Below are 21,131 nucleotides of genomic sequence, written 5' to 3'. Positions count from 1 at the left end.
GAACGATTGTGAGGATTGAGCCGTGACGAGAGGTGGCGAAACGGGAACAATCAGGAGGAGGACTTGCGGTCTAAGACGACCAACTGCGGATTGATCTGCGTAGCCGTAATGGGAAAGGCTTCTTGCAGTGCCTGCGGGAAACGTCCAAGATTCTCAAGGTTGAAAATACCACTGATAGGCAAATCTGCAAGAGTGGGGTCCAGCAAGCGAATTTCGCCAGGTGCGTAACGGGCAAGTTCGACGAGTACGGATTTCAAAGGTTGAGCATGAAACACCAGCTTGCCTTCCGTCCATGCGCGAGCGATGTGCTCTTCGAACGGCTGAATGGACGACATCTGCCCATCGGCGGTATACCGTACCTGTTCGCCTTGCGTGAGGAGGCGGCGACCGGACCCGGCGGCAGATGCCGCCGGCTCAAGCACACCAACCTCCACTCGACCTTCAAACACAAACACCTCCACCTGACTCGACAGATGTTTGACGATAAACTGAGTCCCGAGATCGTGAATCAGGCCATTCCCCGCTTTGACAGAAAACGGTCGATTCGCATCATGCGTCACGGTAAACCGGGCTTCGCCCTGCTCAAGTTCGACCACCCGGTTCTGGTCGGACAAGCGGACCGAGAGCATGGTGTCCGTGTTCAGCATGACGGTCGATCCATCATCAAGAGTAATCGTCTGCTGCTCCCCCTTCGCGGTCTGATAATAATTGGCGTTGCCGCCGGCTCCAACCCACCACCACATGGCCAGCACTATCACTGCCGCCAACGCACTCCACGCCCCAAGGTTCAACGGTAGAACGGCCCACCGATGGCCGGCGGACTCCGACTGTGGCGTACGGGCATGTGACGCCCAAAAGACCTCGGCCTCCTCCAACTCTTGTGTCAGGAACGGTTTTACGGCATCGAGATCTTTCCATACCTCCTGAAATTCCGGGGGAGTAGGATCTTGCCGTTCAGACGTACTCATGCATGCGCACCTTTCCTTGCTTGTGTTCACACCCTCGTTGCCGTGCATAAACCACGAGAGACGGCTCTCTATACATGATGACGCCACAACTCCATTCAACCTGATGCCTCCCGTTCCACAAGTTCATTCGATGACGCGCATTAGTCATGCCCATTTGCTCCTTTGTCTGTTCTTTCGTAAGACACGGAACAGTCACGCCTCCTGTGCTTGGGGCGCATCGAATGACCTGCTAGCGAAGCCACATTGACATCGTCCAACCGTCGCTTACAATGGGCCAGGGCTTTCATGACATGCTTTTCCACCATATTCTTTGAAATGCCCAATTGTATGGCGATTTCCATTTGAGACCGTTCTTGAAATTTATGCAACAAAAACACGTGCCGGCATTTCGGCGGCAACTCTTGAATGGCCAGGTACAACCGATGCAGACGCTCCTTGCCTTCAACCCGCTGCTCCTGATCAGGCTCAACGGTCAGCGCCGATTGAATATCGTCTAATTCCAAGGACACATGGGTATGCTTTCGCTCTCGTCGAAACATATCGATGGTTAAATTTCTCGCGGTTTTATAGAGAAAGGCACGTGGATTGTCGATAGGGTGTGACGATTTCTGGCTCAACACGCGCAGGAATGTTTCCTGAGTCGCATCTAAAGCTTGCTCATGCGATCCCAATCTCCGAGTAAGAAATGTCAGCAATTCATCGTAGTATTGACGGAAGTGCAACAACGCAACTTTGGATTTAGAATCAGACATAGACGCATTTCGAGAATCCCCGCCAACCAATGTCGGCAAAAGCGAGGAGTAACCAACCGTGAATAAACTGCATGCGTCAATAACATACGGCGACCGAACATGACCATGCTCATTTTCCGGTTGCGCATATAATCATGGCCTCACAACAAGAGAAGAACATGTCAAAACACAAACCTTGCGACTACCTTTTTCTTTAAAGAAAATACAGCTCAACCCGAGAGACAGCCCATCCCCACTCAAACGCCAATGGGGTCAGACATGATTATTGCTTATTATAAATATCCTCCATATTTGTTTCCTACCCAGAAGACCTGTCTACGGTTTTCATTCAGAGCACTCCTCCAGAAAAAGAGGGGTCTCTAAAGGAATCTTCATTAAATCAATAGTAATGTCTGCCCCCTAAGTAACTATGATGCTTTCATTACTTTTCAGTACATATAACCTGGTACCTGTAGGAAATCCATCGCCAGTTCAGGCTAAAAGTAACAAGACTAAAATAATTGAGGAATCAAAGAGAAAGACGTGCAGATGTTTTACAGAACTTCTGACAGTTGAGATGACGGATTGCGAATGAAACAAACGACCTCAGAACAATGAGAACCATACTAAATAGGTTTCGACATCACCGAATACAGCCGCACCACAGCTCCCTCCACACATAATCGTCAATCGCCCCCTTGCATTCAAACCTCACCTAAGATTCAGCGGCCGAAAATTTACCCCCATAAAGCCTTAAGTCATGTCTGACCCCAATATTAGAACCCACATTGACTCAAGAGGCCGATCTTCTGTATCAAAGACTCGTCGCTGCCGAAAAAAAGCGCCCAAGTCCCGCCACACAAAGTAGTTGGCCTTGCCTAACATCATCCCTCGTTCTTACACCCGTCTTCCGCTCCACCCTTCACGCTCTTCGCTCCCCATTTTGCAATTTGCACTTTTCACTTTGCATTTCCTTCTTCCCTCTTCAATCCGCCCACGGCGGGGTCCACTCCAGAGTGGGATCAAACTTGAAGCGCAGAGTGCCAAACACACTCACTGGTGCACCGAAATTGCTATAATTGAAATTATTATTCCCAACATTGTCCAAATATGTCGTGTCGAACAAATTTCGTACATTAATCGTGAAATCGTAGGCTTTTTGTGGCGGTCGATAGAACACCACCGCATCTACCCGCTCATACCCATTGACCGAAATAGTATTGGGAATCCCCAGCTTGACAGGACTTTGAAAATAGACTCCTCCACCAAAGCCAACCCCTTGCAACGCTCCCGACTGTAGTTCATACGTCACAAACCCTCCACCGAAATACCGAGGAACTCCGTTCGGCGCACTCCCGACTGCACCATTACGGGTGTCTTTAGTGATTTCCGCGTCGAGATACGTGAAATTTCCAGTCACGTTTAAACCCGACCAGAGCTGGCCATTGACATCAAACTCCACGCCTTGATGACGTTGCTCACCTATGCCAATAGAAAATCGCCCATCCGTCGGATCGGTTGTCTCCGCATTTTGTCGATAGTTCCGAAACAGTGCTGTCGTTACGCGCAGTCGTCCATCCAAGAGATCCACCTTTCCCCCTACCTCGTAGTTCTCTCCGGTCTCCGGGTCTAATAGACCGTTTCTTGTCACAGCGAAGGCATTGGTTTGAAATGATTGAGAGAAGCCAGCATACACTCGAAACCCGGGAAGTAATTCGTAGGTTGCCCCGACGCGACCAGTTAACTTTCGAGATTTATCCTCATTCACATCGTTCGTGCGGGTATCTTTTTGCGCAATTTGCGCAAAGTCATATCGACCTGCCGCCACGATCGTCAGTGCGTCAAAGGGTCGAACGACTACTTGACTAAAGAGACCGGTCTGCCGCAAGTCAGTCGTGCGTGGATTAAAGTTGCCACTTGCCGACGTTCGAAGATCGGTCTTGGATTGGACTTGAAAATTGTTGGCTGGATTAAAAATGTTGTCGATACCTAAAGTACTATAGGCAATCACAAAATCCAGATTCTGATCTCGATGATCGACACCTGCTAACAGCTCATGTTTGTGCCCAAATGCCTCGAATTCTTTGTTAAGAAAAATTTCACCAGCAAACGTTTCAATATCGAATTGACGCAACCCGTCTCCAATTGTGACATCTCCACTTAGTGGAATACCACCAATATCATAGGCATATATGACCTTATCCGACAAATCAGAATGCTCGTACTTGCCTTTAATCGATAGGGTTAAGTTATTCACGAATTCGTGATTGTAGTGCAGTTCGTAATCTTGTCCTCGAAAGGTTAACTCCGCACCGTTCTCGCTTCCGCCCCCAATGTTACGCGTACGAGGAATATCAGGGATACTCCCATCTTGCATTAACGGAAACCCACCGTAGCCGGCCCCGTCGAATTGCTGGTAATGGCCGGTCAGGAGGAGGGTGCCAGCTCCGTCAAAGAAATCCATTTCGATCGAGGGAGCCACCATATATTGCCGCACTGGGACGTTATCAATAAAATTCCCCCCCTCTTCCACCGCAAAGATCAGTCGCCCGCGTACGTTGGGATGCTGCGGCAAGACTCCATTCGCATCTACAGTGCCTCGATAGAAATCATAGGACCCCGCCTGAAATTCGGAAATAGCAAAATTCGCATCTTGCGGAGTCTTGGTGATACGATTAACCACTCCGCCTGGACTCGACGCACCGCCTGCTATTGAAGCTGGGCCCTTGATAATCTCGTAGCGTTCAATCAATGCCGGGTCTGGAGCAAAGAACGTGTCGGTCGGCAACCCATTTGATCGAAGCACACTAAAATTCTCTACACCATCGGAAAATCCTCGAATTTGAAAACTTTCCGATCGGTTTGGACGTATCCCTCCATTTGATACTCCACTCACATGCTCCAACGCACTCCTCTGTGAGAGCGAAAAGGTATCGCGAATGACATCCCGCGTGACCACACCAATTGACGTGGGCGTTTCGTTGATGGGAAGTGCTGTCCGGGTGGACGAGATCGTTTCATCCGCTTTGTACCCGTCAACGGGCGGCAAAAATGCTTTATTCCGTGTGATCGTATCCGTGACTTCAATTGGCTGTACTTGGACGACAGGGATATCCGATCCTGAAGGTACTCCCGCCGCTGCTCCGGCGATTCCTGCTGCACCAGCATCTTCCTGTGCAATAAGGGTGACGGTGTTGGCATCCGAGAAACGATAGGTGACACCTGTGCCTGTCAACAATCGTCGTAAGGCTTCCTGTTTCGAGTACGTACCTTGAAGGCCTTTCGTGTGCCGTCCAGCAACAAGATCCGACGAATACAGAAGCTGCCAGTCGACGAGACGCGCATAAGCCTTTAACGCTGTTGAAAGATTTCCTTCGGGAATATCGAATGACTGCGTTGACGCAATTGGCCGGTCTTGTTCGGCCACAAGACGTACCGCTCCAGAATGAGGATCAGCCGCCACATCCCTGCCAGGCATCGGTCCTGTCTCTTGCCAGTCCTGTGCTAACGCTGGATGATAGCCCCCCAAGGCCACGGAGGACAGGCCAACGAGAAATCCCCACAAGAGATTCTGACGGTGAGATCCTTTGACGCTACCCGCCGTCGCATCGACAAGCTGATTGAGACGATCGAGCATTGCCTGACGACGGTGTGCGCGCCTCAGTTGTTTGACTTTTTTCTGACGCATTCGATGAATCCTTCCATACATAACCCCATCCGGTTATGGCAGGGAACGGGGTGCTCAATAAGGATCAGGAATCGGTGTTCTCTGCCCTCTTTGACATACACAATGAATGAATATGACTGTGAATAATATTGGCTCGTCATGAACTATGACGAGTTCATGCGTCAAAAAGGGACGTGGCTTTTTAAAAAAATTTTTGATGGGTGGTTTTTGGGGATGCGCAGAACACGCGAGAAGTATGGGAAGGCACGTTCAATTGACGCGTGCTCCCTCAACGTGCCGTTCCAACAGGATCACCTGCGGGGCAAGATGACGGGCATGAATGTCCAGTGTGTTTTCTAATGCGTGCAAGAAACTGTCGAATTGATCGATACGGAATTTTCCGCTAACGGGAATGTTGCCGAGACTTGGCTCTTGCAAGCGAATTTCTCCAGGCCGGTACCGTGCCCATTCTTCGAGGACCTCTTTGAGGGGTTTGGCGTCAAAGTACAGCGTCGCGTTCGTCCATGCCGTGACGATGGCTTGATCGAATGATTCCACCTGAGAGAGACGGCCTGTGGCCTGATACCTTACCTGATCACCCTCTTTAAGAATATGCGGATGTTTCGTTGACTGGGCGTTAACCGCATTCTTCACCTTTACTTCGACAATTCCTTCAAGTACTGAAACCTGCACATTGCCTGAAGATTGTCGAACGAGAAACTGCGTACCGATATCATGGATGATCCCGTTGGCGGCATGCACATCGAAGGGACGCTGTGCATCATGTGCTACGGAGAACAAGGCCTCTCCCTGTTGCATGGTAACCATCCGTGACTCCTGAGACATGCGCACGAACAGCTGCGAATCCGTATTCATCAGAATGGTTGAGCCATCCGAGAGATTGACCATTCGTTGCTCACCCTTGGCAGTGCGAAACGATTCTTCCAACACTGGCGAATCAGGCCACCACCATACCCCCAACATCAACACGATCACGAACATGGCGGCAACAGTCGCCATATGATACAGCCTGTGCCTCATGGCCTCTGAACGCACAAAGGCGTGTGTGGAGGTTTTCGTGCGGGAGAAGCTCTTCGAGGAACGATGGGATCCTGTGAGAAGCGGCTCAACCTCATCAAAGTCTCCCCACATCATTGCAATCTGTTCATATTCCTCACGATTCACTGGATGCTCGTGCAACCAGGATTCATGGCGTTCAAGATCACGAGCTGAAGCTTCGCCGGATTGCAAATGCAGAAACCAGTCGATGGCTTGGTCTCGTGGAGAGTGGGGTTCCGTTGGGTTTTGATCGTCGTTCATGCGTGTCCACGCTCTCTGTTTTTGTCGCTCGTCGTTCGTTGCTCGTCTCAAGATGCGGGTCTACAGACGGCCATTTATGATCGATTGAAATAAAATATTGAATAGCTCGACTATCACAGTGCGGCGGTTCATTCTAAATGCCTTGGGGAAAGAGGAACAGCCAACACACAGCATGCCCTATTCTTTATGACGAATGAGGCTGTCGCGCCCTACCTCAAGATATGGGAAAAACTTGTGTATCGTGTCACCCCTCGATAAGCATGGCTCATGGAAAGTACTCAAAAAAATTGACTCATGACTCTCAAAAATCAATATAAATCAATAATTTAAAATTACTCTTGTATTTTTTTGATAAAGATATCCATTATCATTGTCTTCTTCGTAGACCTATGCGATACTGCTGCCCTCTTTATATTTCGACGTTACTTGGTTCTTGATACTTTTTATTTCATACATTCGTCTAATTTTTTAAGCTTCATCCGTTCATGAATCGGACACCTTCATCTTCCGTCGCCTTTCAGCGCCAAAAGACTGCAACCCGGTCTCAATTGCGACGCCGAACGAACATGGCCTGGCTTCTGTCCCTTGTGGCTCATAGCTGCGTGCTGACGGTGATTGGTGTGCTGTTGAACATTGAGTGGATTACCCCCACGCAATCCTCCTTTGCCTGGAAAGTACAATTTGTGCAACTCGATCCGCCTCCCCCTCCAAGCCCACCAATTCGGCCAGCGTCACAGCCTGTTCGCAAGCGAACGGTTGATGCCGCGCCACCACCGCAGCCCTTGATTCAAACGAAACGGCAAACCTCACATCGGCTTCGTCAAATGAAAGCGCGCTCTGGACAGCAGGGCTCCGTGCCCATTCCCTCGCCTACCCGTCCAGTATTTAGCGACACTCCCGCTCATGCCAGCATTCCACATGAGACGGCCAGACCTGCTCCACCGGCACGGATGAAGAAAGAAGCTCAATTGACGGCACATCTCACGTCGCCTCGCCCAACCCGTCAACCGTCCCCCCTTCCCCAAACCAATCTCCCTCGCGCCAATACGATTCATTCCCAATCCGCCCAAGCAACCAACAATACGACCTGGAGTGAAGGGATTCGCCATACCACGCAACAGGAACCTGACTTTTCGGTCACGGGGCAAACACGTATCGCTCCAGCCACCGACCCTCAAGCCTTGAAACCAAGGGCCACGCTGGCACACACACCGCAACAAGCCGATTTTGGGTGGTTAGTTGCAACGTTGCATGAAAAGGTTCAACGATTAAAGCAGTACCCCGCTCGAGCCAAACGGCAAAGCCTTGAGGGGCAAGTTACCGTGCGCGCGACCATTACGCGAAACGGACTGCTTGGCAACCTGGTGATTGAACGATCGTCTGGCCATCACCTGTTGGATCAAAATGCACTTCAGACAGTCAAACAGGCCTTTCCCCTTGACTTTCAAGAACAATTACACCAACCTCAGGTCGTCCTGCTGCTTCCCATCAATTACACGCTTCAGAATCTCTAGTTTTTCAACTTTTTTCTAACCGTTATTTTCGAAAAAAGGTCAGGATTTGGCCGACTCCTTCGTCTTATCTATAGAGGGGTTCTGTGCACCCTCGCCTTTCTTCAGTCATCCATCCATGGTGAACCAATCATGATACGCCGCCCAACATGGCTACTGATCCATCGCTATATTGGACTGGTGATGGCCTTTTTTCTACTTGTTTCAGGCATTACTGGTAGCCTCTTGGCATTCTACGACGAGTTGGATACCGCGGTGAATGCGCAGGTTATGACCATCACACCGCCGTCCCCCGACGCTCAACCCTTGGACCCGGTGCTCCTACGTGAACAGATTCAAGCGCGTTATCCAGCAGCCTTGATTTATTGGGTAACTCTTGCGCTCGAACCAGGTCAGACGTGGACCTATTTTTTGGAGGGCCTTCCTGACCCTGATACCGGCGAACATGTAGACGTCGAACACGACACGCTCTTCGTTAATCCATATACCGGAGAGGTGCTGGGCGGACGAAGGTGGGGGGACATCAGACAAGGGCTCACCAATCTAATGCCCTTTATTTACCTCCTGCACTATAGTTTAGCCCTGGGCACGGTTGGGGAGTATCTCTTCGGCATTGTCGCGTTACTGTGGACGTTAGACTGCTTTGTCGGAGCCTATCTCACCTTCCCCGCCTCAGCGCGTGCGCATGGGAACGCGCTCAACTCTCAGATCCCTTCCTCTCGGAACTATCCCAAGAAACACTGGTTGGCCCGGTGGTGGCAATCCTGGACCGTGCGGTGGAAACGCGGCAGCTACAAAGTGAACTTTGATCTGCACCGCGCCGGTGGACTGTGGCCATGGGCGATGCTGCTTGTGCTGGCCTGGTCCAGCGTCGGCTTCAATTTAATGGAAGTGTATAAGCCAGTGATGGGCGTCTTCTTCACCGGCCAGACGCGGACGGAACACATACCCGATCTCGACAAGCATCAACCGACCCCTCCCATTCCATGGACTCAGGCGTTGGTGATCGGGCAAGGACTGATGGAGACGGAAGCCCGCCGTCAAGGGTTCGAAGTGCTGACAGCCAAAGCGTTGTCATATGACCCTGAGAAGGGCTTGTACCGGTATACCGTCAAGAGTGACCGGGATATTGCCGATCATCGCGGTGCCACTTCGATCTGGTTCGATGCCACAACAGGGAACCAGCGAGCCATCTACCTCCCGACTGGTGCAGCAAGCGGCGACACCGTCAGCAATTGGCTGTTTGCGCTGCATATGGCAAAGGTAGGCGGGGTGGCCTTTCAGATTTTTGTGAGCGTGATGGGAATAGCCGTCGCGATGCTTTCCATCACCGGCGTCGTCATTTGGTGGAAAAAGAGAACCTCGCGGAAGCAGTATCAAATCCGTCAGACAAAAACCTCTCCCCTTGAGCCTTCACATCCAAGCCACCCATCAATTGAATGGGAATCAAGTGTCGCGAGAAAACAGTCGCTGCTGTAATCTCCACCCACCCCGTGCTGGTGACTCTTCTCTTTTTCAATTAGGTCGTGTGGCGAGAAGATTAAGCCAGGAACCTTTGCGTTCTTGATGTTTCACGCGCTCAACGGAAACAATGTTCCAGGCGGCCGCGTGGACCACGCGCTTCAACTCTGACTTATGCCATTTCGCGAGATACCGGCCAGCAATCCACTGCTTTTGAGGAACACCCACTTCACGACCATACATGACGGTGAGCGCCAACCAGCCGCCCGGCTTGGTCAAGGTCAACAATCTTCGGAATAGGGTCCGGGCCTGGGCTTTGGGAAGATGAATAATCGAAGCCGCAGCCCAGATCCCATCAAAGGTCTGAAGCGGAAATGGCAGCCGTCGCATATCCGCTTGAACTACCGGTAAGCGAGGGGCGCGTGCTTTGGCGGCTTGAAGAAACGACCAGGTGAGATCGGCTCCACACACATGAAACCCTTGCCGACGTAGATAGCGAGCGTCCTGACCCGGCCCACACCCGACATCTACTATCAATCCGGCCTTCGGTATGCGAGCGATCAAATTATGTAAATGTGGCGGCACCTTGTACCGACGGGCGTTCCATTCGTGAAGATAGATATCGTGCTGTGCTTCGTAGGCTTGAACTGTTCGCTGCGTTGGAGTCAGTCGAGTGGCCATGACATCTGAGACAGGAAGGAAACGTGAAAGAATAAGGATGGATGGACTGCAAAGCCGCCGTCACTCGCATCTCGTGAAAGACTGTGTAGCCTTTCTACGAGATACGATTCACGCTTGCGCGCCGGAGCGCTGCAGCGCGCAGGCACGAGCGACGAATCTGACAGCCCTTACGGCTTAATGTAGATATAACCTGCCTTTTGTAAGTCGGCAATACGCTTCACCGCCACGGGATGTTCCGTTGGGGTAAACCCTGCCACCAGTTTTTCCAGTGGGGTGCCAAAGAGTTTCATCGACACTTGGCACATTTCTGCACCGACGCCTTGGTCGATTACGGTCTTGAGTTTCGCCTTAAGATCTGGATCTACAGTATCCGCTTCAAAAAGCGGGAGCGCAGGCCCATGAACGACGAGTTTGATATCGATCTTATCTGGCCCACCTTCTGCCTCAATATGTTTATTGATAAGGGCCAGAGCATACTTGGCCGTTGCCAAGTCATGTCCATCGACATGATAGACCACTTTGGTCTTCTCCGTTTCCGCAACGGCCTCACTCGAGAATACGCCCGGACTCAGCAACAGGATGCTGAGACTCAGCAATACGAATGAATACATTCGCCGCCGTTGTAAGATTCCCATGATCGCCTCCTTCACTATAATGTAGAATAACCGTCTAACTGCATGCATGCTGCCTCCATTATCACAGCTTTATCAAGACATGAGCAAACAGCAACGACTTGCCGGGAGGATGACTGCCTTTGCTACAATTTCTTGTACGCTCGTCCTAAGCCATGAGGAGAACACGTATGTACATGCCACTTGCACAATGTAAAAATCCAAAACCTCTAGACAAATTCCTGCGATACACAGTGATCAGTGTCTCAACCATTGCATGGCTTGTGTGTTCTGCCACTTTCACCTTTGGCAACGAAGGACACCAAAACACTCAGCTACGCACGAGAACAACCACCGGCCACCATGTTCCAGGAGCCACGTTTCAAGTGTTTCTCCAGCCTGGCAAAGGTGCAGCCGAGGGCATCGTACTGGACAAATCGGTTGCTGACGATGCCGTTCAAACATTGGTGGATGCCTTGGGCACCATGATCCAACAACGCCATCACTATTCAAGATTCGATGAAGCCGTAAAAAAAAATATTCTCAAGAAAGTCGTCATCGAACCTAAAGTGTTTAATCGTTTTGTCAAAGAATTTCCATTTCTCGTGGCTAGAATCAAAAAACAGAAACAGGTTATCTTGCTCGTCAACGCTTCGAAGCTTAAAGAGGAAGGCTATCTCAATCATTCCGAAAAGCTCATCCCGCGCCTTGAACGGGAGTTTCAGTGGGTCTTGAGTAAGGCCGCTACGCAACCAAAACCGAAAAAAGTCTCCATTCAACGAGACCTCGCCCATGCCCCAATTAAGACAGTCAAAGAAATCAAAACGATGTCCGGAAATGAACGGGAACAAGCGATTCAGACGCTCTTTGAATCGTATCTCGTCACGGTCGATGACTATCAAAGCCTCATGCACCAACCGGCCTACGATGTTGGCTCGACACAATTCATGAAACCTGCCCAGCCAGATTCGACTGTGAAGCTCTATGACATTCGGATTCGCGAAGCGCTTCAGTTACTCGTTCGCGAGCCAGCATTTCTTGAGCAGACGCCTAAAGCGGTCAAGAACTTATTGAATGGACGAATTTGGAATGTGTCGTTTGTGAAAATTGACTCACGTGAGTGGGCCACGCGAACGCGAGTGGCGCCGAAAGATAAGTCTGTGGTGGTCGGAAAGAATGAGACGTCCATTCAACCAGCCAAAATCTTGATTAATTACCATCGGACAGCCATACCGGAAGATCCGTTTTATACGGAAACCGAAAGCCTGCCCATGGGCGCGCTATCAGCCGATCAACTCGCTCACGTCATCGCCCTGGAAATCGAAAAGAATATCACCGACAAATCCATGCGGGGCCATGTCGCACAAGACGAGCAGACAGCACCGGAGTAAACATCTGTCGCATCTGACTTATTTCCTGATTACATTGGGTGGCAGAGTCTGACCTCAAATACAGTTAGTCGCGCCTGACTCCACTGAATATTGCCTCGTGATTATTGAATATATGCGGTATACTATAGCGAATCCAAATAAGTTCCAGTTGAACCATAAGGACTTTCGACGCGGCATCAAACGCTTCAAGGGCACGGAAGTTAATTGAATCGGCTATAGACCTAAGAGTTGTCATGAAAGTCAGAACCAACAAGAAGGATATGGCATGAATACAGAGGGAATCCTGTCCGTCTTACAAACCCGACATCATGAAATCAGCAATACCTTTGGGGTAAAGTCTCTCGGCCTATTTGGCTCAGCGGCACGACAGGAATTGCGTCATGACAGCGATATCGACATACTTGTAGAATTTGATGGCCCGGCTACCTTTGATGGTTACATGAACTTTAAATTCTACCTTGAAGGCTTGTTCAATCGCAGCGTAGATTTAGTCATCGATACAACCATCAAACCCCGCATGCGGTCTCTCATCGAAAAAGATTTAATTCATGTCTCGTGATCCGACGTTTTTCTTAGAAGACATACTTCACACTACGGACGATTCTATCTGTTGTCATTTCCCAGTTTGAAAGGTAGTATAAAGACCATGGACTATGCACATATCATCACCATTGAACCGGGAAAACGTAGCGGGAAACCCTGCATCAGGGGAATGAGAATCACAGTCTCAGACGTTTTAGAATATCTGGCATCGGGAATGACAGAAGATGAAATCATTAGCGATTTCCCTGAACTCACTAAAGATGACATCCACGCGTGCCTCGCCTTTGCTGCTGATCGCGAGAAAAAGCTATCCGTGGCTAACACATGAAACTGGTCTTAGACCAGAACCTTTCCTATAAGCTTACTCTTGACCTCAACCAATTCTTTCCAGGTTCGAAGCATGTCAAGGATTTCGGTCTCACCGGCAACGACGATGAGGCCATCTGGCAACTGGCCTTGGATCAACAATTTACGATTGTTTCCAAAGACACTGACTTCTTGCATCGAAGTTTCCTCCGTGGCCACCCACCAAAAGTTATTCAATTGCGAACGGGAAACTGCTCCACACGGTATATTCATGATCTGTTCATCCGAGAAGAAACCGTAATCAAAGAATTTCTCGACAACCCTAATGAAGCTTTGTTGGTCATCACTTGAGAAATATAGACATCCAAAATTATGGCCTACCCATGGGCACTTAATCAGCTAGCCAACCGGCATGCGACATAGCACTGGAAATCGAAAAAATCTCACAGACAGATTGATGTGCAGTCATGTCGCACAGGATGAGCTGACAGCACCGGAGTAAGCCTTTCTAGCATATCACTACTCCTTGATGACGCAGGAGGCAGACCCGAGTGAGAAATGCATCTTCTCTGAAATGTACTACCATAACCTAAAGTTGCTAAATCGAGCATGACACCTAATAACACAAAAAAGAACGGAGCAGAGGATCCGGGTAGGTGTTGGGATTATGAGCTTAACTCGAGGGAGTTGGAATCGAAGTCACTTTGTGATGAGAGCCTAACGCCGTACCCGCTAGATACAACGTGTCAAAGCTGAAGTCTTGTTCATTCGGCCATTCAACGCTGCCAGCAACCACTTTAACCGCTCGAAAGTAGGATAAATCCTTAAGCTCTACAAATATTCCTTTTTCGAGATAGGGTTTCACATCAAACTCTCGAACTTCTTGGTTTGAAAACGTCACAATCAATGTATGATCTTCTGTTGGTTCCACTTGTTGAACTGTTGGATTCATCTTCTACCTCAAAGGAGCAATCGTGAACACTTTCTGTCCTTCGATTGCAAGCTGCCAGTCAGCCAATAACTCTTCTTGATGGATTTCAATCCAGGCCTGCACCAATTTCAATTTATTCGCTTTAAGCTCTCCACTCAGAACATCACACTCAGGAATTCCTAGCACAACCCGTTGCTCACCATACTGCACATGGACATGTGGAGCCTTATGCTTCTGTGTATCGAAGAAATACATCCGCACAATCAAGCCGTAAAACATTGAGATAACTGGCATACGTAGATGTTCTCGTTCCCATAATTAACGTACCACGTTGGAATCGTTCCTTACGTCTCTACCCACGAACACATCAATGATAATTGAAATTCTATAATCTTTGTTCGCGCATAGCAAGAAACACCTCACTCGTCAACACGCACACGGTGAAGGTTCAAAACTTGGGCAAGCAACAGCCGCCCAAGCCCCATCACAAACAACGTGACGCCCCTGGTGAGTATTCGTAGGCAGCCTATCAGCCCATCAACTCGCTCGCGTCATCGCCTTGGAAATCGAAAAAACACCACCGACAAATCCATGCGGGGCCATGTCGCGCAAGATGAGCGATCCGCCACGGAATAAGGATTATTACAATAGAACGCTACAGTTTAACCGCTCCATGCTCACACGGTTGGATTGATACGTATCACTGCCCCTTTCTACGACACAAGTGAACCCATCACCGAGCAGGCTTCCCTCACTGGACCCATTTCGTACAAAGATGTACAATAAAAGACAAGTAAGAAAACTGTCATACCCTACACCTTCAACCGGCCTAGAAGGAACTCACCATGAAACTCCCAATCAGTGAAGCACGACGGCGATTGCCCGCCTTAGTTCGGAAAGTACGAGAGGACGCTGGAATCCGTGTGCAAATCACACTCCATAACGAAGTCGTGGCGGAATTGCGAGCTGCCCAGCCAGAGCCCCAGCCAGGAGAAGCAGCGCAGAAGCTCCTTGAGCTCGCGAAGCAGATGCCGAAATCACGAGGCCACAAGACGAACATCTCTTCTCATACCAACGCCTATCTCTACGGGCGCAAGACCAAAAGTCAATGACCCCCTTCCCTCAACGACTATTCTGCGACACATCGTTCTTTTATGCCTGTTTGGACCCCAAGGATCGAAATCATGAAGTGGCCTTGGCTTTGCTCACAGAAGCCCAGGTCGTCGAAGCGAGGTTTTATACGACCTGGGATATTGTTAGTGAAACAGTCACACTCCTGCGTTACCGGAAAAACTATCAGACGGCCAAGCGTTTTCTCGTTGACATCAAACCTTCGTTGCACATTGTCTGGCACGGAGATGGCGTACACCAAGAAGCGGAAGAGATCTTTTGCAAATTTGGGAATGAACGGCGACTCTCATTTTGCGATTCGATATCATGTGTTGTGGTCACGACCCTCCTCGACCATATGCCGTGCCTGGCGTTTGACGAGGACTTTCGAAAACTTGGCCTCACGATCATCACTCCATAACTTCGATTTTCTTTGGGAAAAAACCAAGCTTACGACAAATGAACCATGTCAAGCTTGAGCCGTAGATCGAAACGGCTAGAAGAGACGTTACAGGAGAATGTGAGCACGCAGATGACACCACCCTCGTGGGAAATGACGGTATTTAGAGGCGTCCTACTAAAAGAAGCCCTTTATACACGTCAACTTTAATGCGCGAGCGAGAGGAGGTCGCACTATATGAAAGCGAAAAGCTTGGATAAGAAATTTGATTCAGGCGAAGACATTGTAAAATATGTGGACCTGCAAAAGGCCACACGTCCAGGCCAGGAAGCTCGTCGAGTGAATGTAGATTTTCCAGATTGGATGGTTGATTCCTTGGATAAGGAAGCTCGTCGTCTGGGCGTGACTCGGCAGGCCGTCATTAAAGTATGGATTGCGGAGAAGCTGAAAGGGATTTTGCTCCGCAAGGAATAGCAGTATGCAGTGGAACATATTTGAATTCACTATAATCATGATCTTCTATTTTTACCATGAAATTCAAGCATATAACAGATGATTTTCATGGTATTCTCATCTCGAAAAACTTTCTCTGAACATGCTATTCATACGTTCGCTTTGCACTGTCAACGTCCTGTAATAATGCCAACTAATTACATTACCTTTACTTTTGCAACGAGGAAACTACACACAGACAAAACTTTATCTTTTCCCTCTCGCGTATCATACGTTGTGACATTCGATGTGGTGCCAGCGCCCATATCCAACAAAAACGATCCAAAAACATGTCTTGAACATATGCATGCATATCCAATGAACAATTGATCGACAACGTCTCTTGCGGTATGGTTCAGAAAAAGCGAATCTCGCCGCGCAGTGAACATGTCATCACCAATCAACCAGCTCTCATTCACACGTCACCATATCGATACGAACTTCTATGCATATTGAAAAAGGCACCTGCTTAGCGATATTTGCCTATGATATCGGAACCGCCATTGACTTAGATCAAGCCGACCAGCGTATCACGGCTACCAAAAAACGCGATCGACTCAAACGACAACGTTCTGCCCCGCAGTATTTTGATTATCGGCCTCCACCACTCCGCATCAGCGAAGAGGTGGAATCTTTACAAATTGGAGATGCCTTCACACGACCTTCTGTCGATGTCGTTTTATATGACTTTGGTGCCGTTTCTGTTATCTACTCTATTCCCCTTCAGGGCCCTTTTGATGCGCTGCTCCCACTCAGTGAAGCGCTCTACGAAAATGTGCGGCTGCTCGAGGAGTCCAGGCAACGAGTCGATCTTCTCGTCAAGACCATTGCAACCGCCGTTGAAAAACCAAATATTGCATCCTTTGTCGAAGATTACTTGATTTTTCACATCGAGGCGACCCAGCCGACCTTCACCGCAACCAATATCGTCACGACATTGAGTCCAGAGATCGCTCAAATTCTTCGCTGCGAACGCGAGCCATTATCTGACGAAGAAGTGCATGACTCAACCTCATACCACATTGCGTTTGGGAAGAATGACGTTTCTTTCATTGATTGGAATGGCGCCTTGATCTATGGAGAAGAGATGGAGGATGTCTGTGCCGTTCTTGAATTCGCTAACGTCGAACTTCTTGAACGACGATATCTTGACGACCAATTGGATACGGCATTAGATCAAGCCTATGAATCGCTTACAAAATATCAATGGCAACATTTTCGCTGGCCAGGCTCCTTTCATACCGATCTACGTGGAATCGGACAGCTGCAAGTTGATAGTGCCATCCTGTTTGAACGTGTCACCAATGCGTTAAAATTACTTGGTGATCAATATCTAGCTCGCGTCTATCGTCTCACCTCTCAACGGTTCCATTTACAGGGATGGGATGCCGGCATTCATCGAAAACTCGAAACCATTGCCAGTGTGTATGAAAAACTGGCGGATCAGACTGGAAACCGCCGCATGGAGGTCTTGGAATGGATCATTATCATTCTCATCACGGTCTCAATCATCCTCCCGTTTATTCCAGGCTTTCCAGGATATTAGTGTTCGTCGCTCGTGAATCGTCGTTCGTATTTCGTCTTATGAGAAAAGGGAGGAGTGCGAAAGTAAACGCATTTCTCATTCAGATAGTTGGAATGAAACAACACTCTCATAAATTCTAGCCATGCGTGATTGGATTGCTCTTTTCATTAGCTTTGTATCTGGAGGTTGTCTTGCGTGGCTCATTGCGAGTACACGAACGAAAGCCTCGATGACATCTGCCCTCAGCCACGAAGAGCAGCAACGGGCAGCCGCGGAATCACGAATCGAAGAACTGCGTCAACAGCTCACGGCCCTTCACACCGAATGTCATCAGACTCGTGAACGCCTTATGGACAGTGAGGCTACGAAAATTTCGGCCGAGACCAAGTATGAAGAAGCGACTCGTCATCTTGCGCAACAACATTCGCTCCTGGAAGAAACCCAGTCCACACTCTCAAATACCTTTCGATCACTGGCCGCAGAAGCCCTGGCAGGAAATAACACCGGGTTTTTGACATTGGCGGAAGAAAAATTCAAGGCCTTACGAGAGGAGAGTTCCAATGATCTTGAACAGAAAAAAACGTCGATCGATGCCCTGGTTCAACCTCTCACACAACTCCTCGCCACGTATCAACAGGAAACCAAGGAACTTGAGAGTAAGCGGCTTCGGGAACTGAGCACCGTTGGAGAACAATTACGACAGGTTGCCCTCTCACAATCAACGTTACAAGCCGAAACGGCCAAGCTCGTCAACGCCCTCCGCTCTCCACAGATCCGTGGGCGATGGGGCGAGATTGCCCTTCGCAAAACAGCAGAACTGGCCGGCATGTCTGCACACTGCGATTTCGTTGAACAAAAAAACGTCGCAACCGCTACCGGGCATCTTCGCCCTGATATGATTGTCAAACTGCCAGCGCAACGTGAGGTGGTGATCGATTCCAAGGTGCCATGTAGCGCATTTCTTGAATCACTAGAAGCCACGAACGACGACGAGCGCAACCGTGCGCTTTCGCGCCATGCGGCGCACGTGAAACATCATGTCAATCAACTATCTTCGAAAGAATACTGGGACCAGTTTCAGGCCTCTCCAGAATTCGTCGTGCTGTTCATCCCCAACGATTCATTTCTTGCGGCGGCGGCCGAACGGGACCCCTCACTCATTGAATCCGCCATCAGTAAAAATATTGTCATCGCGACGCCAACGACGTTTATCGCGTTACTCAAAGCCATCGCCTATGGGTGGAAGCAGGAACAAATCACGGAAGATGCCGAACGCATTAGTACCCTAGGGCAGGAGCTTTCAGAACGCCTGGGCATCTTAGTGGATCATTTCATGAGAGTTGGCGGGTCTCTAGGAAAGGCGGTCGAAGCCTACAATGCGTCCGTGGCATCCCTAGAAAGCCGCGTGCTGCCTTCGGCACGAAAGTTTCAACAGCTAGGAGCCGGTAGCAAAAAAGACATCGATGATCTCCGCCCCATCGATCATAGTCCTCGCACCTTGGCCTCGACACAACACGAGACAGAGGTTCCAGACCGATACACACCGTAACTGTTTCACTTCTATGAAGGGAGGGTCATGAAGCGTTCTTCGTGTCTCGCAAGAATCCCTCTTGTATTGATACGGAATACGAGATACCCTTCACGAGATACGAACCTCCATGAAAGCCATGCTCCTGACACAAGAAGGTGATGTTTCCAAAGCACCTCTTCGTCTCACGGAACTTCCTGCCCCTCACCCCGGCCCAGGGCAGGTTCGAGTCAAAGTCCAGGTATGTGGAGTGTGCAGGACCGATCTTCATATTGTTGAAGGCGAGTTACCACGTTCTACCCGCCCCATCATTCCCGGTCATGAGACAATTGGCATTGTCGATCAAATTGGCCCACAGGTTCACCACTTGAAAGAGGGAGACAGAGTCGGCATTGCCTGGCTTCAACACACCTGCGGACACTGTGAGTTTTGCCTGAACAACCGGGAAAATCTTTGCGCGCAGACTCTATTCACAGGCTACCACGTCCATGGCGGCTACGCGGAATATGCGTTAGTACCAGAACACTTTGCGTATCCAATTCCGTCTATTTTTAGTGATGAAGAAGCGGCGCCATTACTCTGCGCTGGCATTATTGGCTACCGCGCATTGCGCCGTAGCCACATCAAGCCGGGTCAACGTCTTGGACTCTATGGATTTGGAGCATCCGCCCATATCACCATTCAAATTGCCAGGAACTGGGGATGTTCAGTCTATGTCTGTTCGCTTCGAGAGGAACATCGTGCCCTTGCTCGTCAGCTGGGAGCGGTTTGGGTTGGCGACGCCACAGAAGGCCCTCCAGACACCCTACACGGAGCAATTCTTTTTGCTCCTGCAGGAGAACTCGTGCCTCCGGCCCTTCAAGCGCTCGAAAAAGGTGGAACGCTTGCGTTAGCCGGCATTCATATGAGTGCCATTCCACCACTCGATTACGCACAAGAGCTGTTTCACGAACGCACGCTTCAAAGCGTCACGGCTAACACAAAGCAAGACGGGCTAGACCTGTTTCAGGAAGCTTCCGACATTCCTATTCGTACTCATACTCAATCATTTACATTGGAGGCTGCAAACATAGCCCTTCAAGAGCTTAAGATGGGCACGATTCAAGGAGCGGGAGTCTTGACGCTGGCCTGAGGCAGCGTTATCTTTTCAGCAACTGACGATCAATGGTACAACGTAGAGATATGGTTCAATAGCGAGACACAATGGTAACATCAAGAAGGATGGAGGGGAATCAAATGGGTCATCCACAGTATCAACGTTTCTCAACACCGTTAATCCGTAATCGATCCAACCGCACGGTCAGGCAACTTGACATGCCCTGGATATTGACGGTCAGTTTTGTGAGTTTCATGATACTGTGTTCTTACACCAACGCGCTTGCCGATAACTCCACAATGGCGGTGAAGGAATCGACATTACGCGTGCCATACACAGGTGTCACACCCAACGGTTCGCTCTCATTCCCACTCTATAACGGCGAAGGATTTGCTTATTTCAGCGCTGGCGTTGGCTTGGAAGAACGCAAACTCACCTACCCTTCGTATTCCCTCAAATTGATTCTCGTGCAGGACGGAGGTGCATTTTTATCCAACGTTGCACTCACCGTTCATCAGCTGGATGGACCGGTGTCCTTTGACATCCCAGCGGCTCACGTCGAAGGCCCCTGGGTCTTCATCAATATTCCCGCCGGTACATATTTACTGAAAGCCATGAATTCCAAACAGCAACTTCTTGAAAAACAGGTCGACGTTGTTGATGCTCAACAAAAGGTTCTCTACCTACGCTGGTAAGCCTTACGCATACGAACCAATGCTTTCCTAGTGTGCGGCTGCTCACCGTCGCCCTCAAGCCCTTCCCTTAGCATTATTGAAGCTTTCGAGACAGAGGGGCATGCAGATGCCCCTCGTCTTCACCATCTTGTCTGCATAGGCCAATCTGCTCCCCTTGGTAGATC

The 21,131-nt window shown here is 49.6% G+C and carries 21 protein-coding genes; 13 read left to right on the top strand and 8 right to left on the bottom strand.

All coding sequences use genetic code 11. From position 1 onward, the window contains the following. Positions 1-50: 50 nt before the first annotated feature. The 4 genes from ACWHX8_RS05415 to ACWHX8_RS05400 all read right to left on the bottom strand — a co-directional run bounded on the left by ACWHX8_RS05415 (position 51) and on the right by ACWHX8_RS05400 (position 6,686). Complete coding sequence (locus tag ACWHX8_RS05415; RefSeq protein ID WP_447970943.1) at positions 51-968, bottom strand: FecR family protein; 918 nt, start codon at positions 966-968, stop codon at positions 51-53. Positions 969-1,108: 140 nt separating this feature from the next. After that, positions 1,109-1,720: an RNA polymerase sigma factor gene (locus ACWHX8_RS05410; protein WP_447970942.1), complete on the bottom strand. Its 612-nt coding sequence runs from the start codon at positions 1,718-1,720 to the stop codon at positions 1,109-1,111. A gap of 964 nt (positions 1,721-2,684) precedes the next feature. Further along, the gene (locus ACWHX8_RS05405) at positions 2,685-5,387 is read right to left on the bottom strand and encodes a TonB-dependent siderophore receptor (protein WP_447970941.1); all 2,703 of its coding nucleotides are present in this window, start codon (positions 5,385-5,387) and stop codon (positions 2,685-2,687) included. A gap of 249 nt (positions 5,388-5,636) precedes the next feature. Next, the gene (locus tag ACWHX8_RS05400) at positions 5,637-6,686 is read right to left on the bottom strand and encodes a FecR family protein (RefSeq protein WP_447970940.1); all 1,050 of its coding nucleotides are present in this window, start codon (positions 6,684-6,686) and stop codon (positions 5,637-5,639) included. 485 nt (positions 6,687-7,171) lie between these two features. Here ACWHX8_RS05400 and ACWHX8_RS05395 point away from each other — a divergent pair, with 485 nt between their 5' ends. Beyond that, positions 7,172-8,200, top strand: coding sequence for a TonB family protein (locus tag ACWHX8_RS05395; RefSeq protein ID WP_447970939.1), 1,029 nt, complete (start codon positions 7,172-7,174; stop codon positions 8,198-8,200). A gap of 129 nt (positions 8,201-8,329) precedes the next feature. Next, complete coding sequence (locus tag ACWHX8_RS05390; RefSeq protein WP_447970938.1) at positions 8,330-9,676, top strand: PepSY-associated TM helix domain-containing protein; 1,347 nt, start codon at positions 8,330-8,332, stop codon at positions 9,674-9,676. Positions 9,677-9,712: 36 nt separating this feature from the next. Here ACWHX8_RS05390 and ACWHX8_RS05385 read toward each other — a convergent pair whose 3' ends face one another. Then, entirely contained in the window at positions 9,713-10,339 is a 627-nt protein-coding gene (locus ACWHX8_RS05385) for a class I SAM-dependent methyltransferase (RefSeq protein ID WP_447970937.1), read from the bottom strand. 167 nt (positions 10,340-10,506) lie between these two features. Then, on the bottom strand, positions 10,507-10,974 hold the full coding sequence (locus ACWHX8_RS05380; RefSeq protein ID WP_447970936.1) for a DsrE family protein: 468 nt from the start codon (positions 10,972-10,974) through the stop codon (positions 10,507-10,509). Between the two features lie 167 nt (positions 10,975-11,141). Between ACWHX8_RS05380 and ACWHX8_RS05375 the strand changes: the two genes are divergently transcribed. The 4 genes from ACWHX8_RS05375 (at position 11,142) to ACWHX8_RS05360 (ending at position 13,541) form a co-directional block, all read left to right on the top strand. Further along, entirely contained in the window at positions 11,142-12,341 is a 1,200-nt protein-coding gene (locus ACWHX8_RS05375; RefSeq protein WP_447970935.1) for a hypothetical protein, read from the top strand. A 265-nt stretch (positions 12,342-12,606) separates the two neighbouring features. Then, positions 12,607-12,900, top strand: a complete 294-nt coding sequence (locus ACWHX8_RS05370; RefSeq protein WP_447970934.1) for a nucleotidyltransferase family protein — start codon at positions 12,607-12,609, stop codon at positions 12,898-12,900. 87 nt (positions 12,901-12,987) lie between these two features. Then, positions 12,988-13,212, top strand: coding sequence for a DUF433 domain-containing protein (locus ACWHX8_RS05365; protein ID WP_447970933.1), 225 nt, complete (start codon positions 12,988-12,990; stop codon positions 13,210-13,212). Then, positions 13,209-13,541, top strand: coding sequence for a DUF5615 family PIN-like protein (locus tag ACWHX8_RS05360; protein ID WP_447970932.1), 333 nt, complete (start codon positions 13,209-13,211; stop codon positions 13,539-13,541). The genes ACWHX8_RS05365 and ACWHX8_RS05360 overlap by 4 nt, the downstream gene beginning before the upstream one ends. 322 nt (positions 13,542-13,863) lie before the next feature. Here ACWHX8_RS05360 and ACWHX8_RS05355 read toward each other — a convergent pair whose 3' ends face one another. Next, positions 13,864-14,142 carry a DUF2442 domain-containing protein gene (locus ACWHX8_RS05355; RefSeq protein WP_447970931.1) on the bottom strand — a complete coding sequence of 93 codons (279 nt, stop codon included), beginning with the start codon at positions 14,140-14,142 and terminating at the stop codon, positions 13,864-13,866. Between the two features lie 3 nt (positions 14,143-14,145). Then, complete coding sequence (locus ACWHX8_RS05350) at positions 14,146-14,415, bottom strand: DUF4160 domain-containing protein (protein WP_447970930.1); 270 nt, start codon at positions 14,413-14,415, stop codon at positions 14,146-14,148. Between the two features lie 551 nt (positions 14,416-14,966). Between ACWHX8_RS05350 and ACWHX8_RS05345 the strand changes: the two genes are divergently transcribed. The 7 genes from ACWHX8_RS05345 to ACWHX8_RS05315 all read left to right on the top strand — a co-directional run bounded on the left by ACWHX8_RS05345 (position 14,967) and on the right by ACWHX8_RS05315 (position 20,967). After that, positions 14,967-15,233, top strand: coding sequence for a hypothetical protein (locus ACWHX8_RS05345; RefSeq protein ID WP_447970929.1), 267 nt, complete (start codon positions 14,967-14,969; stop codon positions 15,231-15,233). Next, positions 15,230-15,652, top strand: a complete 423-nt coding sequence (locus ACWHX8_RS05340; RefSeq protein WP_447970928.1) for a type II toxin-antitoxin system VapC family toxin — start codon at positions 15,230-15,232, stop codon at positions 15,650-15,652. The genes ACWHX8_RS05345 and ACWHX8_RS05340 overlap by 4 nt, the downstream gene beginning before the upstream one ends. 216 nt (positions 15,653-15,868) lie before the next feature. Further along, entirely contained in the window at positions 15,869-16,105 is a 237-nt protein-coding gene (brnA, locus tag ACWHX8_RS05335; RefSeq protein WP_447970927.1) for a type II toxin-antitoxin system BrnA family antitoxin, read from the top strand. Between the two features lie 463 nt (positions 16,106-16,568). Continuing rightward, a complete protein-coding gene (locus ACWHX8_RS05330) occupies positions 16,569-17,669 on the top strand; it encodes a hypothetical protein (RefSeq protein ID WP_447970926.1) in 1,101 nt (366 codons plus the stop codon). A gap of 208 nt (positions 17,670-17,877) precedes the next feature. Then, entirely contained in the window at positions 17,878-19,197 is a 1,320-nt protein-coding gene (rmuC, locus tag ACWHX8_RS05325; protein ID WP_447970925.1) for a DNA recombination protein RmuC, read from the top strand. 109 nt (positions 19,198-19,306) lie between these two features. Next, positions 19,307-20,308 (top strand): zinc-dependent alcohol dehydrogenase family protein, encoded by a 1,002-nt coding sequence (locus ACWHX8_RS05320; protein WP_447970924.1) that lies wholly within the window; start codon positions 19,307-19,309, stop codon positions 20,306-20,308. 104 nt (positions 20,309-20,412) lie between these two features. After that, positions 20,413-20,967, top strand: coding sequence for a hypothetical protein (locus tag ACWHX8_RS05315; RefSeq protein ID WP_447970923.1), 555 nt, complete (start codon positions 20,413-20,415; stop codon positions 20,965-20,967). Positions 20,968-21,131 lie beyond the last annotated feature (164 nt).

It is taken from the genome of Nitrospira sp. M1, from assembly GCF_965152605.1.
This window is presented reverse-complemented; position numbering and strand designations above follow the sequence as displayed.

Coding starts and splice junctions, on each gene's coding strand:
- ACWHX8_RS05415 (WP_447970943.1), bottom strand. CDS start 968: ATGAGTACGTCTGAACGGCAAGATCCTACTCCCCCGGAATTTCAGGAG.
- ACWHX8_RS05410 (WP_447970942.1), bottom strand. CDS start 1,720: ATGTCTGATTCTAAATCCAAAGTTGCGTTGTTGCACTTCCGTCAATAC.
- ACWHX8_RS05405 (WP_447970941.1), bottom strand. CDS start 5,387: ATGCGTCAGAAAAAAGTCAAACAACTGAGGCGCGCACACCGTCGTCAG.
- ACWHX8_RS05400 (WP_447970940.1), bottom strand. CDS start 6,686: ATGAACGACGATCAAAACCCAACGGAACCCCACTCTCCACGAGACCAA.
- ACWHX8_RS05395 (WP_447970939.1), top strand. CDS start 7,172: ATGAATCGGACACCTTCATCTTCCGTCGCCTTTCAGCGCCAAAAGACT.
- ACWHX8_RS05390 (WP_447970938.1), top strand. CDS start 8,330: ATGATACGCCGCCCAACATGGCTACTGATCCATCGCTATATTGGACTG.
- ACWHX8_RS05385 (WP_447970937.1), bottom strand. CDS start 10,339: ATGGCCACTCGACTGACTCCAACGCAGCGAACAGTTCAAGCCTACGAA.
- ACWHX8_RS05380 (WP_447970936.1), bottom strand. CDS start 10,974: ATGGGAATCTTACAACGGCGGCGAATGTATTCATTCGTATTGCTGAGT.
- ACWHX8_RS05375 (WP_447970935.1), top strand. CDS start 11,142: ATGTACATGCCACTTGCACAATGTAAAAATCCAAAACCTCTAGACAAA.
- ACWHX8_RS05370 (WP_447970934.1), top strand. CDS start 12,607: ATGAATACAGAGGGAATCCTGTCCGTCTTACAAACCCGACATCATGAA.
- ACWHX8_RS05365 (WP_447970933.1), top strand. CDS start 12,988: ATGGACTATGCACATATCATCACCATTGAACCGGGAAAACGTAGCGGG.
- ACWHX8_RS05360 (WP_447970932.1), top strand. CDS start 13,209: ATGAAACTGGTCTTAGACCAGAACCTTTCCTATAAGCTTACTCTTGAC.
- ACWHX8_RS05355 (WP_447970931.1), bottom strand. CDS start 14,142: ATGAATCCAACAGTTCAACAAGTGGAACCAACAGAAGATCATACATTG.
- ACWHX8_RS05350 (WP_447970930.1), bottom strand. CDS start 14,415: ATGCCAGTTATCTCAATGTTTTACGGCTTGATTGTGCGGATGTATTTC.
- ACWHX8_RS05345 (WP_447970929.1), top strand. CDS start 14,967: ATGAAACTCCCAATCAGTGAAGCACGACGGCGATTGCCCGCCTTAGTT.
- ACWHX8_RS05340 (WP_447970928.1), top strand. CDS start 15,230: ATGACCCCCTTCCCTCAACGACTATTCTGCGACACATCGTTCTTTTAT.
- brnA (WP_447970927.1), top strand. CDS start 15,869: ATGAAAGCGAAAAGCTTGGATAAGAAATTTGATTCAGGCGAAGACATT.
- ACWHX8_RS05330 (WP_447970926.1), top strand. CDS start 16,569: ATGCATATTGAAAAAGGCACCTGCTTAGCGATATTTGCCTATGATATC.
- rmuC (WP_447970925.1), top strand. CDS start 17,878: ATGACATCTGCCCTCAGCCACGAAGAGCAGCAACGGGCAGCCGCGGAA.
- ACWHX8_RS05320 (WP_447970924.1), top strand. CDS start 19,307: ATGAAAGCCATGCTCCTGACACAAGAAGGTGATGTTTCCAAAGCACCT.
- ACWHX8_RS05315 (WP_447970923.1), top strand. CDS start 20,413: ATGGGTCATCCACAGTATCAACGTTTCTCAACACCGTTAATCCGTAAT.